Source organism: Enterobacter sp. 200527-13, from assembly GCF_027924865.1.
GTDB lineage: Bacteria > Pseudomonadota > Gammaproteobacteria > Enterobacterales > Enterobacteriaceae > Enterobacter > Enterobacter ludwigii.
The window spans coordinates 21761-36980 of record NZ_BSCM01000005.1 but is presented as its reverse complement, the minus strand read 5'-3'; the positions used below and the strand labels follow the sequence as shown (position 1 = coordinate 36980).

The 15220-nt window shown below is 54.0% G+C and carries 14 protein-coding genes; 10 read left to right on the top strand and 4 right to left on the bottom strand.

All coding sequences use genetic code 11. From position 1 onward, the window contains the following. Nucleotides 1-40: 40 nt before the first annotated feature. Nucleotides 41-1033, bottom strand: coding sequence for a D-xylose ABC transporter substrate-binding protein (gene xylF, locus QMG44_RS16690; RefSeq protein ID WP_020882647.1), 993 nt, complete (start codon nucleotides 1031-1033; stop codon nucleotides 41-43). 370 nt (nucleotides 1034-1403) lie between these two features. Between xylF and xylA the strand changes: the two genes are divergently transcribed. The 4 genes from xylA to QMG44_RS16670 all read left to right on the top strand — a co-directional run bounded on the left by xylA (nucleotide 1404) and on the right by QMG44_RS16670 (nucleotide 5815). Further along, nucleotides 1404-2726, top strand: coding sequence for a xylose isomerase (gene xylA, locus QMG44_RS16685; protein ID WP_086462926.1), 1323 nt, complete (start codon nucleotides 1404-1406; stop codon nucleotides 2724-2726). A gap of 71 nt (nucleotides 2727-2797) precedes the next feature. Further along, a complete protein-coding gene (gene xylB, locus QMG44_RS16680) occupies nucleotides 2798-4252 on the top strand; it encodes a xylulokinase (protein WP_232937817.1) in 1455 nt (484 codons plus the stop codon). Between the two features lie 103 nt (nucleotides 4253-4355). After that, a complete protein-coding gene (locus QMG44_RS16675; protein ID WP_086533116.1) occupies nucleotides 4356-4895 on the top strand; it encodes an isochorismatase family protein in 540 nt (179 codons plus the stop codon). After that, nucleotides 4895-5815 (top strand): GlxA family transcriptional regulator, encoded by a 921-nt coding sequence (locus QMG44_RS16670; protein ID WP_086533117.1) that lies wholly within the window; start codon nucleotides 4895-4897, stop codon nucleotides 5813-5815. The genes QMG44_RS16675 and QMG44_RS16670 overlap by 1 nt, the downstream gene beginning before the upstream one ends. On the opposite strand, the gene QMG44_RS16665 is transcribed toward QMG44_RS16670, so the two are convergent. Beyond that, nucleotides 5808-6803 carry an acyltransferase gene (locus QMG44_RS16665; RefSeq protein WP_086533118.1) on the bottom strand — a complete coding sequence of 332 codons (996 nt, stop codon included), beginning with the start codon at nucleotides 6801-6803 and terminating at the stop codon, nucleotides 5808-5810. The genes QMG44_RS16670 and QMG44_RS16665 overlap by 8 nt on opposite strands. 184 nt (nucleotides 6804-6987) lie before the next feature. Here QMG44_RS16665 and QMG44_RS16660 point away from each other — a divergent pair, with 184 nt between their 5' ends. From QMG44_RS16660 to QMG44_RS16645, 4 genes are all read left to right on the top strand, one after another. Continuing rightward, nucleotides 6988-7293, top strand: coding sequence for a YsaB family lipoprotein (locus QMG44_RS16660; protein WP_014168124.1), 306 nt, complete (start codon nucleotides 6988-6990; stop codon nucleotides 7291-7293). Nucleotides 7294-7454: 161 nt separating this feature from the next. After that, a complete protein-coding gene (gene glyQ / locus QMG44_RS16655; RefSeq protein ID WP_014168125.1) occupies nucleotides 7455-8366 on the top strand; it encodes a glycine--tRNA ligase subunit alpha in 912 nt (303 codons plus the stop codon). A gap of 9 nt (nucleotides 8367-8375) precedes the next feature. After that, nucleotides 8376-10445, top strand: a complete 2070-nt coding sequence (glyS, locus tag QMG44_RS16650; protein ID WP_014168126.1) for a glycine--tRNA ligase subunit beta — start codon at nucleotides 8376-8378, stop codon at nucleotides 10443-10445. A 271-nt stretch (nucleotides 10446-10716) separates the two neighbouring features. Continuing rightward, nucleotides 10717-12336 (top strand): ABC-F family ATP-binding cassette domain-containing protein, encoded by a 1620-nt coding sequence (locus QMG44_RS16645; RefSeq protein WP_086533119.1) that lies wholly within the window; start codon nucleotides 10717-10719, stop codon nucleotides 12334-12336. A 46-nt stretch (nucleotides 12337-12382) separates the two neighbouring features. Here the strand turns inward: QMG44_RS16645 and QMG44_RS16640 are convergent, their stop codons facing one another. Next, the gene (locus QMG44_RS16640) at nucleotides 12383-12670 is read right to left on the bottom strand and encodes an HTH-type transcriptional regulator (protein ID WP_014168128.1); all 288 of its coding nucleotides are present in this window, start codon (nucleotides 12668-12670) and stop codon (nucleotides 12383-12385) included. A 331-nt stretch (nucleotides 12671-13001) separates the two neighbouring features. Between QMG44_RS16640 and QMG44_RS16635 the strand changes: the two genes are divergently transcribed. Both QMG44_RS16635 and cspA read left to right on the top strand, forming a co-directional pair. Beyond that, entirely contained in the window at nucleotides 13002-13712 is a 711-nt protein-coding gene (locus QMG44_RS16635) for a DUF3053 domain-containing protein (protein ID WP_020882641.1), read from the top strand. 245 nt (nucleotides 13713-13957) lie between these two features. Next, nucleotides 13958-14170: an RNA chaperone/antiterminator CspA gene (gene cspA / locus QMG44_RS16630; RefSeq protein WP_014168131.1), complete on the top strand. Its 213-nt coding sequence runs from the start codon at nucleotides 13958-13960 to the stop codon at nucleotides 14168-14170. A gap of 58 nt (nucleotides 14171-14228) precedes the next feature. Here cspA and ghrB read toward each other — a convergent pair whose 3' ends face one another. Then, complete coding sequence (gene ghrB / locus QMG44_RS16625; protein WP_086533120.1) at nucleotides 14229-15203, bottom strand: glyoxylate/hydroxypyruvate reductase GhrB; 975 nt, start codon at nucleotides 15201-15203, stop codon at nucleotides 14229-14231. Between the last annotated feature and the right edge of the window lie 17 nt (nucleotides 15204-15220).

The window sequence follows — 15220 nt, the reverse complement described above, 5'->3', positions numbered from 1 at the left end:
TACAACTCGATGCGCCCCCGCAGAGCAGGGGCGCGCTGGATTACAGTTCACTCTTCTTGTGGAAACCGTCTTTAATGACGGTGGCGTCAATGTTCTCTTTATTGACTTCAATGGGGGTGAGCAGACGAGCCGGAACATCTTTAAGCCCGTTATTCAGCGTCGCGTCTGCCTTAGGTTGCTTACCATTTCCCAGCTCCACGGCAATTTCCGCCGCTGTATTCGCAAGCTGGGTAATCGGTTTGTAGACGGTCATGGTTTGTGTGCCTGCCATGATGCGTTTGACGCCCGCGAGGTCGGCATCCTGACCCGAAATAGCCACTTTTCCTGCCAGCCCCTGGGCGCTGAGTGCCTGGATTGCGCCCCCTGCGGTGGCATCGTTGGATGCGACGACAGCATCGATTTTGTTGTTGTTGGCGGTTAAGGCGTTTTCCATGATTTTCAGCGCGTTTTCTGGCAGCCAGCCATCCGCCCACTGATCGCCGACCACTTTAATCTTACCGCTGTCGATATACGGCTTCAGGACTTTCATTTGCCCTTCGCGGAACAGCTTGGCGTTGTTATCAACCGGCGAGCCGCCCATCAGGAAATAATTGCCCTGAGGTACTTTGTCGATCAGGCTTTTAGCCTGTAATTCACCCACTTTTTCATTGTCGAACGAAATATAATAATCGATATCCGCATTATTAATCATGCGGTCATAGGCTAAGACTTTTATGCCTTCTTGTTTGGCTTCTTTAACGACGTTACTTAATACCTGGCCGTTATAAGGGATAATGACCAGCACATCGACGCCGCGGTTGATCATATTCTCAATTTGCGACATTTGCGTTTCTTCGTTGCCGTTCGCGGATTGCACAAACACATTCGCGCCAAGTGATTCCGCTTTTTTCACAAAAATATCGCGATCTTTCTGCCAGCGTTCAAGGCGCAGATCGTCAATCGCCATGCCAATTTTGACTTCCTTGGCATGTCCGGCAAAGCTTGCAAGGAGGAGCGTAGTGCAGAGAGTAAGGGACAGGTTCTTTATCTTCATAATTATAGGGCCTTTTTGTAGGGGTATGTGTTGCTGAGATAAAAGAAACATTCACTGCTGGGACGCAGCAAATTTTTAACGGGGAAAGGCGGGCTGGCAATTACAGATTTTTATCTTCGCATTATGATATTTGGTTTATTTCTGAATTTATGACCGCGATCGAATTTTAAAATACTAACGTCTTAATTACATTTGATTATGGAAGAGGGACCGAAAAATAGTTTGCCTGCACATTATTTTGCGAGCCAGCGCACAGTTGTGCATTCTCTCAATAGCAGTGTGAAATAACGTAATTGAGCAAGCCAAAATGTCTATTCACTATTACTCCTGTATCAACGACTCGCCGCATACCCTGATTATGGAGCTCAATATGCAAGCTTATTTCGACCAACTCGATCGTGTTCGTTACGAAGGCCCGAAAACAACCAATCCTTTAGCATTTCGTCACTACAACCCGGATGAGCTGGTGCTGGGTAAGCGCATGGAAGATCATTTGCGCTTTGCCGCCTGTTACTGGCATACCTTCTGCTGGAACGGAGCCGATATGTTCGGCGTGGGTTCCTTTGACCGTCCATGGCAGCAGCCGGGTGAGGCCATCGAGCTGGCGAAGCGTAAAGCCGATGTCGCCTTTGAATTCTTCCACAAACTGAACGTGCCGTACTACTGCTTCCATGATGTGGATGTGTCGCCGGAAGGCGCCTCACTGAAAGAGTATCTGAACAATTTCGCGCAGATGGTGGATGTGCTGGCGGCTAAACAGCAGCAAAGCGGCGTGAAGCTGCTGTGGGGCACGGCCAACTGCTTTACCAACCCACGCTATGGCGCGGGTGCGGCAACCAATCCTGATCCGGAAGTGTTTAGCTGGGCGGCAACGCAGGTGGTTACCGCAATGAACGCCACGCATCAGCTGGGCGGCGAAAACTATGTGCTGTGGGGCGGTCGTGAAGGCTATGAAACCCTGCTCAACACCGACCTGCGTCAGGAGCGCGAGCAGATTGGCCGCTTTATGCAGATGGTGGTCGACCATAAACACAAAATCGGTTTCCGCGGTACGCTGCTGATCGAACCGAAGCCTCAGGAACCTACGAAGCACCAGTACGACTACGACGTTGCTACCGTTTACGGCTTCCTGAAACAGTTCGGCCTGGAAAAAGAGATCAAAGTTAACATTGAAGCCAACCATGCCACGCTGGCCGGCCACTCTTTCCATCACGAGATCGCGTCTGCTATCGCGCTGGGTATCTTCGGTTCTGTTGATGCTAACCGCGGCGATGCGCAACTGGGTTGGGATACCGACCAGTTCCCGAACAGCGTGGAAGAGAATGCGCTGGTGATGTATGAAATTATCAAAGCGGGTGGTTTCACCACCGGCGGGCTGAACTTCGATGCCAAAGTGCGCCGTCAGAGCACCGACAAATACGACCTGTTCTACGGCCATATTGGCGCAATGGATACCATGGCGCTGGCGCTGAAAGTCGCCGCCCGCATGATTGAAGACGGTGAACTGGATAAACGTGTCGCGAAGCGTTATAGCGGCTGGAACAGTGAGCTGGGTCAGCAAATTTTAAAAGGCCAGTTATCGCTTGCGGACGTCGCGAAGTACGCTGAACAACATCAACTGGCGCCGCAGCATCAGAGCGGGCATCAGGAGCTGCTGGAAAACCTGGTTAATCACTACCTGTTCGATAAATAACAGCGAGTAGATAATAACGTAAGCCCGGTAAGCGTCGCGCCACCGGGCATTTCTGTTAAAGGAGTCACCTAATGTATATCGGGATTGATCTTGGCACATCGGGTGTGAAAGCCATCCTGTTAAGCGAGCAGGGCGACGTGTTAGCAACGCAGACAGAAAAGCTGCAGGTCTCACGTCCGCATCCGCTATGGTCGGAGCAGGATCCGGAGCAGTGGTGGCTGGCAACGGATCGTGCAATCAAAGCGCTAGGTGAACAGCACAGTCTGCGTGACGTCAAAGCCCTCGGCATTGCCGGGCAAATGCACGGCGCGACGTTACTGGACAGTCAGCATCACGTTCTGCGACCGGCCATTCTCTGGAACGATGGTCGCTGTGCGGAAGAGTGCGCACTCCTTGAAGAGCGAGTACCCACCTCCCGCAGTATTACCGGCAACCTGATGATGCCCGGTTTTACCGCACCAAAGTTACTGTGGGTACACCGCCATGAGCCGGAAATTTTCCGTCAGGTGGCGAAAGTTTTACTGCCAAAAGATTATCTGCGTTTTCGCATGACGGGTGATTTCGCCAGCGACATGTCCGACGCTGCCGGCACGATGTGGCTCGACGTGGCCAAACGTGACTGGAGCGAGGCCATGCTCGATGCCTGCCATCTGACTCGCGAACATATGCCAGCGCTCTATGAGGGCAGTGAGATAACGGGTACCTTACAGCCTGCCGTCGCAGAACGCTGGAATATGCCCGCTGTCCCGGTGGTGGCCGGTGGCGGTGACAACGCGGCGGGTGCCGTGGGGGTCGGGATGGTGGAAGCCGGGCAGGCGATGCTTTCGCTGGGAACGTCTGGCGTCTATTTTGCAGTCAGCGATGGTTATCGCAGTAATCCTGAAAGTGCCGTTCACAGTTTCTGCCATGCGCTGCCGGGAAAATGGCATCTGATGTCGGTTATGTTGAGCGCCGCCTCTTGCCTTGACTGGGCCGCGAAAATGACCGGGATGGCTGATGTTCCGGCACTGATTGCTGCTGCACAGCAGGCGGATGAAAGTGCGGGTACCGTCTGGTTTTTACCCTATCTTTCCGGCGAGCGCACGCCGCATAACAACCCGGAAGCGAAAGGGGTATTCTTTGGGTTAACCCATCAGCATGGCCCGGCGGAACTGGCTCGTGCCGTTCTGGAAGGCGTGGGATATGCCCTGGCGGACGGAATGGACGTGGTGCATGACTGCGGTGTGACGCCGGCGAGTATCACCCTGATTGGCGGCGGTGCGCGTAGCAGCTACTGGCGCCAGATGCTGTCTGATATCAGCGGACTGCAGCTCGATTTTCGTACCGGTGGTGATGTGGGGCCTGCGCTCGGTGCAGCGCGACTGGCGCAGATTGCCATGAACCCGGAAGCGCCACTTTCTCAGCTGTTACCGCAGCTTCAACTGGAACAGGCGCATCTGCCTGATGCGGCACGTCATGCGCGTTATGCGCAAAGACGCGAGGTCTTTCGCAAAATCTACCAACAGCTGTTGCCGCTGATGTCGTAAATACGGTTGTCTGTCAGAGGCATGAGGTTGTCCTTTTTTGGTCTGTGCGGGCCTTTATTTCCTTGCCAGTATGGTGTCATACCCACTGGCGAGGAGATTCAACATGTCACGTACTGCATTAATCAACATCGATACTCAGCAGTCATTTCATCACCGCGATTACTGGCAGGAGGACGAAATTCCTGCCTTTCAGCAGGCGATGCTGGGGCTGATTGAGGGCTGCCAGGCGCGTGGCATTCCTGTCGTTGATATTTTCCATGTAGATGAAGACGGTCCGTTCACACTGCAAAGCGGCTATGTCAAACCGATGGCCTTTTTACGTCATCAGCCGGACGTGGTCTTCCAGAAACACGTCCATAATGCGTTCACGGATACCGGGCTTGACCGCTGGCTGCGTGAGCGAGACATTAATCAGCTCATCGTGTGCGGCATTCGCACGGAGCAATGCTGTGAAACCACTGCGCGGGTGGCATCCGATCTGGGCTATGCTGTGACCTTCGTTAGCGAGGCAACGCTCACGTTTCCAATGACGCACAAGGGGATAACCCTGAGCGCAGAGGAACTGCGCCATCGTACCGAGACGGTACTGGCCGGGCGGTTTGCCGACATTAAAACGGTTGCGGAGACGTTGGAGTTACTGTAATGAGCATCGACGTCTGGTTTGTGATGTTGCCCGGGGTGCTGTCATTAGACATGGCGGGCCCGGCAGAGACCTTTGTGCTGGCCGGGGACGCGTTTCGCCTGCATTACATTGGTCCGCAGGCAGAGGTTCCGACGTCGATTGGTCTGATGATGGGCGGTATTCAGCCGCTGCCGGAAAACCTGCCTGAGGGCAGTTTGCTGGTGCTGCCGGGGGTAAGCGACTCCCGCTTTCAGTTCTCAACGCCGCAGGCGCAGCTGATCCAGCACTGGTTAATGCGCCTGCAGCCGCACATTCATCGTCAGGATATCACCGTCATGTGTGTCTGTTCAGGGGCGTTGCTGGCGGCAAAATCGGGCTTGCTGAACCACCGGCAGTGCACAACGCATCATGACGTTATAAGCCGTTTGCGTACGGCGGCTCCGACGGCAATCATCAAAGAAAACCGGATCTTCGTGCAGGATGAGAATATCTGGACCAGCGCCGGCATCACCTCGGGTATCGACCTGGCGCTGCATATGATTAACCGCCTGTGTGGCGCAGAAAAAGCGCTGGCCGTGGCGCGTGAAATGGTGGTCTGGTTTCGTCGCTCCGGGGACGATCCCCAGCTGTCGCCATGGTTACGCTACCGCAATCATCTTCACCCGGCCATTCATCGTGCGCAGGATGCGCTTACCACCGAGCCGCACAAAGCCTGGGCTTTACCCGAGATTGCCGCTCTGGCGCATGTCAGCCCGCGCCATTTAACGCGGCTTTTTCAGACGCATTTAGGGATAAGCGTTCGCGACTATCTGGAGCAGTTGCGTCTGGCGGTGGCTGAACAGTGGCTGTTGCAAGGGCGTGGCGTGGAACAGGCCTCACTGGCCGCGGGGTTTTCCTCCCCGCGCCAGTATCATCGTGCCCGACAGCGCAGCGTTAACTGACGAAGCGGCGGGTGTCGACCTTCTGCAACAGCATTGACAGCAGCAGGCTCGCCATCAGCGTGACGGTGAAAATCCAGAGGATATCCAGCACCGGCCAGCTTTTGAACTCCACCCCTCTCGTTCTCAGGGCGTGGATCACCAGCGCGTGAAAACCGTATATACCGAGCGAGTGCCGGGAGATAACGCTCAGCACCGGAAGGGGACGTGCGTTCAGGGTGTTTTTGGCGAGCGTAAGCAGGGATACGGCACAGATGAAGACCATCGGGCCGCAATACAGGTACCAGGTATCGGCAAAATTGCCGCGCCATTGCAGTTCATGCAGCGTCCCACGCGAAATGACGATCACGCCGATGATAAACAGCGCTGCACATAGCCCGTTCATGCCGCGTTTTTGGGTGTCCATCATCCCGATAGCTCGCCCCAGCATGCCGTAGAGTACGTAGTAAAAGGTATCGCCGTTGATATAGAGATTGACCGGTAACCATTCAAAACCATCAATTTTCTGCGAGACCGTATTCGGGTTGGCTATGATGCCAATGACCACCATCAGCGCCAGCAGCATTTTCCCGCTCACGGTTTTCACCTGAATCAGTGGGGAAACCAGATAGATAACGATAATGGCGAAGAAAAACCACAGATGGTAGAAGACGGGTTTTTGCAGAAGGTATTTGAGAGATAGCCCGGCGTTAATCGAGGTGAACAGGGTGATATAGAGCAAGGCCACGGCGCTGTAGAAGCCCAGGCAGGCGGCGATGCGGATAAAATGACGCGGTTGCGCGCTACGCTCGCCAAAAAAGAGAAAGCCGGAAATCATAAAGAACAACGGCACACTGACCCGCGACGCGGAGTTAAGAATATTGGCTATATCCCAGTTAACAGGGCTGATACTGTGCGCATTGATGACATACCAGGTCGTCGTGTGGATCATGACCACCATCAGACACGCTATTCCTCGCAGATTATCAATCCAGCTAATTTTTGACGACATCAGTTCCTCATCATCCCTTGTAAATTCAGTGTGACTGCGATTGTATTGAAGCCTCTCTCTGGAAAATTCTGAGTTTTATTGAGCAGCCTTGTTTGAAAGCCGCGAGGTTCGCAGAATGCCAGGGCATAATCTATAAAAGCTTTGCTACTAAAAATAACAGCCACTGAACAGGGCGGTAATAAAAATGATGATGAAGCGTGCGGCGTCACTCTTTCTGCTGTTTATCCTGGCAGGATGCAGTACGCCACCCTCTGCACCCGTGCAAAAAGCACAGCAGGGAAAAATCAGCCCGGAACGCTCCCTGAATATGGAGCAGTTCTGTAAGGATCAGGCTGCGCGCCGCTATAACTCGGATGCGCAGAACATTGATGTCACCGGATTTGAGCGATTCCAGGGGAGTTATGAGCTGAAAGGCCATACGTCCCGTAAAGAGGGCTTTGTCTGTTCGTTTGACGCAGACGGTCAGTTTTTACATCTCTCCATGCGCTAAGCCGCTCGCATAATCAACAGCCAGACGCCGGCAGCTGCCTGGCGTGGTGGCTTATTTCCCCAATTTTCCCTAAACAAACCCGTTTCGTACTGTATATCTTGCAGGCAGCGGGTATACTGGTCCCTTCCATTTAAAACCACACGTATCCAGCACGACATACTATGCAAAAGTTTGATACCAAGACCTTCCAGGGCCTGATCCTGACCTTACAGGATTACTGGGCTCGTCAGGGCTGTACCATTGTTCAACCTTTGGACATGGAAGTAGGCGCAGGCACTTCACACCCAATGACCAGCTTACGCGCGTTGGGGCCGGAGCCAATGGCGACTGCTTATGTGCAACCTTCACGTCGTCCGACCGATGGCCGTTACGGCGAAAACCCGAACCGTCTGCAGCATTACTATCAGTTCCAGGTGGTGATTAAGCCATCGCCAGACAACATTCAGGAACTGTACCTCGGGTCACTGAAAGAGCTGGGTATGGATCCAACCATTCACGACATCCGTTTCGTGGAAGATAACTGGGAGAACCCAACGCTGGGTGCCTGGGGTCTGGGTTGGGAAGTGTGGCTGAACGGTATGGAAGTGACGCAGTTCACTTACTTCCAGCAGGTTGGCGGTCTGGAATGTAAACCGATTACCGGCGAAATCACCTACGGTCTGGAACGTCTGGCCATGTATATTCAGGGCGTAGACAGCGTTTACGACCTGGTCTGGAGCGACGGCCCGCTGGGTAAAACCACCTACGGCGACGTGTTCCATCAGAACGAAGTGGAGCAATCCACTTATAACTTCGAATACGCGGATGTGGACTTCTTGTTCACCTGCTTCGAGCAGTACGAGAAAGAAGCGCAGCAGTTGCTGGCGCTGGAGTCTCCGCTGCCGCTGCCTGCTTACGAGCGTATTCTGAAGGCCGCCCACAGCTTCAACCTGCTGGACGCCCGCAAAGCCATCTCCGTGACTGAACGTCAGCGCTACATTCTGCGTATTCGTACCCTGACCAAAGCCGTTGCAGAAGCGTACTATGCGTCCCGTGAAGCCCTTGGCTTCCCGATGTGCAACCGAAACAAATAAGAGGCGGCCATGTCTGAGAAAACTTTCCTGGTGGAAATTGGCACCGAAGAGCTGCCACCAAAAGCCCTGCGCAGCCTGGCTGAATCTTTTGCTGCGAACGTGACTGCTGAGCTGGATAACGCTGGCCTGGCACACGGTAAAATTGAATGGTTTGCTGCTCCGCGTCGTCTGGCGCTGAAAGTGGCGAACCTGGCGGCGTCTCAGCCGGATCGTGAAGTTGAAAAACGTGGCCCGGCGATTGCTCAGGCGTTTGATGCTGAAGGCAAGCCAAGCAAAGCGGCTGAAGGCTGGGCGCGTGGTTGTGGTATCACCGTCGATCAGGCTGAGCGTCTGACCACCGATAAAGGCGAGTGGCTGCTGTACCGTGCACATGTGAAAGGTGAAAGTGCGCAAGCGCTGCTGCCTGACATGATTGCCACGTCGCTGGCCAGGCTGCCGATTCCAAAACTGATGCGCTGGGGCGCAAGCGACGTGCACTTCGTGCGTCCTGTGCACACCGTGACGCTGCTGCTGGGCGATACCGTTATTCCGGCCACCATCCTGGGTGTGGCGTCCGATCGCGTGATCCGTGGGCACCGCTTCATGGGCGAGCCTGAGTTCACCATCGACAATGCTGACCAGTATCCGCAGATCCTGCTGGAGCGCGGTAAAGTTATTGCTGACTACGAACAGCGTAAAGCCAAAATCAAGGCGGATGCGGAAGACGCGGCGCGTAAGATTGGCGGTAAAGCGGATCTGAGCGACAGCCTGCTGGAAGAAGTAACCTCTCTGGTTGAATGGCCAGTGGTACTGACCGCGAAGTTCGAAGAGAAATTCCTGGCCGTGCCGGCTGAAGCGCTGGTGTACACCATGAAGGGTGACCAGAAGTACTTCCCGGTTTACGCCAACGACGGCAAGCTGCTGCCAAACTTCATCTTCGTGGCGAACATTGAATCAAAAGATCCGATCCAGATTATCTCCGGTAACGAGAAAGTGGTGCGTCCACGTCTGGCGGATGCCGAGTTCTTCTTCAACACCGACCGTAAAAAGCGTCTGGAAGATCACCTGCCACGTCTGCAGACCGTGCTGTTCCAGCAACAGCTGGGTACATTGCGCGACAAGACTGACCGTATTGCGGAGCTGTCTGGCTGGATCGCACGTGAAATCGGTGCGGATGTGAACCACGCAACGCGCGCGGGTTTACTGTCCAAGTGTGACCTGATGACCAATATGGTGTTCGAATTTACTGACACCCAGGGTGTGATGGGGATGCACTACGCGCGTCACGACGGTGAAGCGGAAGATGTGGCCGTGGCCCTGAACGAGCAGTATCAGCCGCGTTTCGCGGGTGACGCGCTGCCGTCTAATCCGGTGGCCTGTGCGGTCGCGATTGCCGATAAGATGGACACCCTTGCAGGTATCTTTGGCATCGGCCAGCATCCAAAAGGCGACAAAGACCCGTTTGCGCTGCGTCGTGCTGCCCTGGGCGTGCTGCGTATCATCGTTGAAAAGAACCTGAACCTGGATCTGCAGACCCTGACTGAAGAAGCGGTACGTCTGTACGGTGATAAGCTGACCAACGCCAACGTGGTCGATGATGTGATCGACTTTATGCTTGGTCGCTTCCGTGCGTGGTATCAGGACGAAGGTTACACCGTCGATACGATTCAGGCGGTACTGGCACGTCGTCCAACCCGTCCGGCAGATTTCGATGCGCGTATGAAGGCGGTTTCCCACTTCCGTACGCTGGAAGCGGCATCTGCACTGGCCGCGGCTAACAAGCGTGTCTCTAACATTCTGGCGAAATCCGACGAAACGCTGAACGAGCGTGTCAACGCTGCGACGCTGAAAGAGCCAGAAGAGATCGCCCTGGCGATGCAGGTTGTGGTACTGCGTGACAAGCTGGAGCCGTATTTCGCCGAAGGCCGCTACCAGGAAGCCCTGGTGGAGCTGGCGGAACTGCGTGATGTCATCGATGCCTTCTTCGAGAAAGTGATGGTGAACGTGGAAGATAAAGAGCTGCGTATCAACCGTCTCTCTATGCTCGAAAAACTGCGTGAGCTGTTCCTGCGCGTGGCGGATATTTCGCTGCTGCAGTAACGTGCATGTGCCCGGTGACGGGCCAGCAGATGAGAAAAACCCGCTTCGGCGGGTTTTTTATGTCTCGTTTTTTTGTGGACCAGCTAAGCGCAGTGCAATCGCCTAAAAATTCACCTTGAAATGGTCAGCAAATTACCGTTATCCTGTTTCTCGTTATATTTCTCCCTCAGGAGCGCATCCCGAAAATGAACAAACACGACTGATGAATTTCGATCCTTGCTAAACGCGACCGCGTCGGCAGGGGATGTTTTGATTTCATTCAGGAGTGCTTATGGCTCATTTTGCGCAATCCCCTTCTTTTATTTTGCATCAGGTGACCTGTCAGTTTGCGACGGGCGATACCCTTTTTGGTCCGCTGAATCTTTCTCTGGCGCCGTCACTGTGCGCGCTGGTTGGCCGCAACGGCAGCGGTAAAACACGTCTGCTACGTTTGCTGGCAGGGTGTGATGAACCTGCCAGCGGTCATATCGAACGTTTTGCAACGCACGCTTATGTGGCACAACAGCCCGATATCTCCCCGCGAACCACGCTTGCTGAGCTGCTGGAGTATGAGGCGATTTTTGCGGCGCGTAAGCGCATCGACAGCGGTGACTACCAGCCCGATGATTTAGCGTTACTCGACGGACACTGGGATTTGGCAGAACGTCTGAGCGAGGCGTTTTTCCACGCAAAACTTCCACCATTTGACCCGGATAAATCAGCCATGGAACTCAGTGGCGGCGAGCGCATTCGCGCGTTGCTCTGTGGCGCGTTTACGGCTGATGCGGATTATCTGCTGCTGGACGAACCCACCAACCATCTCGACCGGCAGGGACGTGAGTGGTTCTACGACCAACTCGCCCGTTATCAGGGGGGCGTGCTGGTGGCCTCCCACGACCGTGAACTGCTGGCGAAGGTACCGCGTATTCTTGAACTGAGCGCCTCGGGTCTTCGCCACTACGGTGGCAGTTACGACGACTATACGCATCAGCGGGACGCCGAACAGCAGGCAGCCCGTGCGGCACTGGAACATGCGGCAACAGAACGCAAACGCACCCGCGCGCGGATGCAAAAAGAGCATGACGAAAGCCAGCGGCGTTCGGCGAAGACGTTACGTACGGTCGATAACCTTAATATCGCCTCGTTCGAGCGGGTCAGATACAAAATGGCCGCCAAAGAGCGCATTGGCACCTGGAAAAAACAGCATGGCGATCAACATGAAGCTCTGAATGCCGCGGTGAACAAGGCCCGGGAGCGAGTTGAAGAGGAGAATCCGGTGATGTTCACGTTGCCTGGAAGCCAGATTGCTGAGGGGAAACAGGTGCTGGTGATGGAGGGGCTGGTGCTGCCACACGTCACTCTCCTGCCGACCAACTGGCGAATGGACGGACCGATGCGCGTGGCGCTAAAAGGACCAAACGGCTGCGGTAAATCGACGCTTTTAAAAGCCATTCTCGGCGAAGTGGCTCCGCTCTCAGGAACGTGTAAGGTATCGGTAAACTGCGCTTATCTCGATCAACATCTGTCGCAACTCGATCTTTCGCAGTCGGTGATGGCGCATCTCAATCTAAGTCACACACCTCTGGAAGAGGGTGTGCTGCGAACCCGTTTAGCGCAGCTTCAGTTGGGCGCTGACAAAGTGGCGCTTCCGCTGGCTGAGCTGAGCGGCGGGGAACGTCTTAAGGCTGCTCTGGCCTGTGTTTTGTGGCGTGAAGACGCTACGCAGCTTTTACTGCTGGATGAACCGACCAACCATCTGGATCTGGCCTCGGTCGAGGCGATTGAAGCCGCACTGGCCGGTTTTCCCGGGGCATTGCTGGTGGTTTCTCACGATGAGGCTTTTTTGCGGGGGTTAGCATTGACGCATGAACTGGTCTGGGAAGAGGCGGGTTGGCGGTGTGCCCCCCTTTAAAACACAAGCCCCCGCAAAGGCGGGGGCGGTAACTCACTTTACTGCATCATGCTATATGCTTGCTGAGTGCAGGGTTGGCCTGAATCAGGCGCATCAGCTTTAGCTCGGTTGGGGTGGGTTTTTCGCGTTTTGACTCCCACTCCTGCACCATAGCCACGCTGACACCCATCGCTCTGGCGAATTCTTCAGTTTTTAATCCAGTCCCTTTGCGCAATTGCTCATATTCTTTAAAGGGATTGGATCTTTGTTGCAGGGTTAACGTCTGCGGTACATCTTTAAAAATAATCTGTTCCAGGCTGCTCAGCAGCTCAAGCTCAGGATCTTTATATTCCATTGAGGACTCCTCTTAAATCACATACCGGGATCAAGAACATCAGAGAGCCTGTTAAGAATAGTCCCTAATACAAACGACGGATCGTCACGGATGTGATTAATCGTGCGGTAACGATCGCTTTATGCGTTTCAGCCGTTGCCACGGTGAGACTAATTACCTGATTACGCTTATGTCGGCTTCGCCAGGTATTTTTTTGTAAATAGTAAGAAATAAAACGGCAATAGCCGTTTTGCATGAAAAGAGTATCTTGCAGGGCTGACCTGGACTATCCTTGTCAGCGTCGGGCACGCATGTGCCGGTGTGCGCTTTTTTGGGTGAAAGGAGTAATGAAATGGCGACAGGAAAGTCCTGCTCTCGCTGGTTTGCGCCTATTGCGGCGTTGTTGATGGTTGTTAGCCTGAGTGGGTGTTTTGATAAAGAAGGCGATCAGCGCAAAGCGTTTATCGATTTTCTACAGAATACGGTGATGCGCAGCGGTGAACGGTTGCCGACGCTGACTGCGGATCAGAAAAAACAGTTTGGCCCCTTCGTGTCTGATTACGCCATTCTTTATGGTTATTCACAGCAGGTGAGCCAGGCGATGGATTCCGGTATCCGTCCGGTTGTGGATAGCGTGAACGCTATTCGCGTCCCGCAGGATTACATGACGCAACGTGAACCGCTGCGCCAGTCCAACGGTGCGCTCGGCGTGCTGAGCCAACAGCTGCAGAATGCGAAAATGCAGGCGGACGCGTCACGTTCCGCGCTGAAGCAGGGCGACGATCTCAAACCGGTCTTCGACAAAGTGTATGAGAAAGTGGTGTCGAAACCTTCTGAAGCGATGCAACCGCTGATCCCGGCCGCGCAAATTTTCACGCAGCAGCTGGTTCAGGTGGGGGACTTCATCTCCCAGCAGGGCACTCAGGTGAGCTTTGTGGCCAACGGTATTCAGTTCCCGACCTCGCAGCAGGCAAGCCAGTATAATGCGCTGATTGGACCACTGGCCTCCCAGCACCAGGCCTTTAGTCAGGCGTGGAGTGCAGCGGTCGCTGCCACAGAATAAATCGGAAAACCCCGCCTCAGGCGGGGTTTTTTATTCCGGGCGAAAATAACGCTTGTTATTCTTCTACCACATCGGTATAACTATACAGGTCGGTTTGTTACACAGACCTAAAGCAGTTTAGTAAAGCAGTCCAGATTGTTATCCATAGATACCCTTCGTAGTGACCCTTCCTTCATCGCTTAAAAATCTGTAACACAATCCATCAAGCCGGAAGGCACAATATATTTGTTAATTAAGGTAATTCTATGTCTGCTAAAATGACTGGTCTGGTAAAATGGTTCAACGCTGATAAAGGTTTCGGCTTCATCACTCCTGACGATGGCTCTAAAGACGTGTTCGTACACTTCTCTGCTATCCAGAACGAAGGCTACAAATCTCTGGATGAAGGTCAGAAAGTTTCCTTCACCATCGAAAGCGGCGCTAAAGGCCCAGCAGCTGGTAACGTTGTAAGCCTGTAAGCTTCCAACCCAGTAGCACAAATTTTAAAAACCCGCCTTCTGGCGGGTTTTTTCATTTCTATCGCTGAACCTGCGGGTTAACGCAATTGATTTTCACCTTTCCGCTAAGGGCAGCGATCAGGTTGTCTACCGCGGTTGCAGCCATGTTGTAGCGTGTTTCATGGGTTGCTGAGCCGATGTGGGGCAGGGCCACCACGTTGGGCAATGAAAGCAACGGTGAGTCCACCGGCAGCGGTTCCTGTTCAAACACGTCAAGACCGGCAGCATGGATCTCACCCTGTTGCAGAGCCTCAATCAACGCCTTCTCATCCACCACCGGGCCACGACCCGCGTTGATGAAAATGGCCGTTTTCTTCATTTTTTCAAACGCCTCTTTACCGATAAGATGACGGGTTTCGTCCGTCAGCGGCAGGATCAAACAGACAAAATCGGCTTCCTGCAGCAGCGTATCCAGCTCGCAGTAGCGGGCGTTAAAACGTTCTTCGGCTTCACTGTGATGACGACGCGCGTTATACAGAATCGGCATGTTAAAACCAAAATGTGCGCGCTGTGCCAGGGCCAGGCCAATACGGCCCATGCCAACGATGCCCAGCGTTTTGCCATGAACATCCACCCCAAACCAGTCCGGACCAATGCTTTTTGTCCATTCGCCAGCTTTGACGCGATCGGCCACTTCGACCACACGACGCGCCGTACTGAGGACCAGCGCCATCAGCGTGTCGGCCACGGTCTCCGTCAGCGCATGTGGCGTATGCATCAACAGGATCTTGCGGGCGTTAAGGGCATCCACGTCGAAGTTGTCATAGCCCACGGAAACGGTAGAGGTAGCACGAAGTTTCGGCATTTTCTCCAGCAGGGCGACATCCACTTTTTCGCTTGAACCCAGCAAACCTTCGGCGCTGGCGAACGCATCGGCGTGCTGCGCCACGGTTTCCGGGCTGAGGTTCTTCACCTGGGTAACGGTGAAGTGTTCCTCAAGGCGTTTCTGCAGATCTTCCGGCAGTGCTTTATACAAAATGACGGACGGCTTCATGCTAATCTCCGTTGATT

Bases quoted from the DNA above. Each gene is read 5' to 3' on its own strand.
- QMG44_RS16635 (WP_020882641.1), top strand. From the start codon at position 13,002: ATGGCGACAGGAAAGTCCTGCTCTCGCTGGTTTGCGCCTATTGCGGCG.
- cspA (WP_014168131.1), top strand. From the start codon at position 13,958: ATGTCTGCTAAAATGACTGGTCTGGTAAAATGGTTCAACGCTGATAAA.
- QMG44_RS16675 (WP_086533116.1), top strand. From the start codon at position 4,356: ATGTCACGTACTGCATTAATCAACATCGATACTCAGCAGTCATTTCAT.
- QMG44_RS16645 (WP_086533119.1), top strand. From the start codon at position 10,717: ATGGCTCATTTTGCGCAATCCCCTTCTTTTATTTTGCATCAGGTGACC.
- xylF (WP_020882647.1), bottom strand. From the start codon at position 1,033: ATGAAGATAAAGAACCTGTCCCTTACTCTCTGCACTACGCTCCTCCTT.
- glyS (WP_014168126.1), top strand. From the start codon at position 8,376: ATGTCTGAGAAAACTTTCCTGGTGGAAATTGGCACCGAAGAGCTGCCA.
- xylA (WP_086462926.1), top strand. From the start codon at position 1,404: ATGCAAGCTTATTTCGACCAACTCGATCGTGTTCGTTACGAAGGCCCG.
- ghrB (WP_086533120.1), bottom strand. From the start codon at position 15,203: ATGAAGCCGTCCGTCATTTTGTATAAAGCACTGCCGGAAGATCTGCAG.
- glyQ (WP_014168125.1), top strand. From the start codon at position 7,455: ATGCAAAAGTTTGATACCAAGACCTTCCAGGGCCTGATCCTGACCTTA.
- QMG44_RS16660 (WP_014168124.1), top strand. From the start codon at position 6,988: ATGATGATGAAGCGTGCGGCGTCACTCTTTCTGCTGTTTATCCTGGCA.
- QMG44_RS16665 (WP_086533118.1), bottom strand. From the start codon at position 6,803: ATGTCGTCAAAAATTAGCTGGATTGATAATCTGCGAGGAATAGCGTGT.
- QMG44_RS16640 (WP_014168128.1), bottom strand. From the start codon at position 12,670: ATGGAATATAAAGATCCTGAGCTTGAGCTGCTGAGCAGCCTGGAACAG.
- QMG44_RS16670 (WP_086533117.1), top strand. From the start codon at position 4,895: ATGAGCATCGACGTCTGGTTTGTGATGTTGCCCGGGGTGCTGTCATTA.
- xylB (WP_232937817.1), top strand. From the start codon at position 2,798: ATGTATATCGGGATTGATCTTGGCACATCGGGTGTGAAAGCCATCCTG.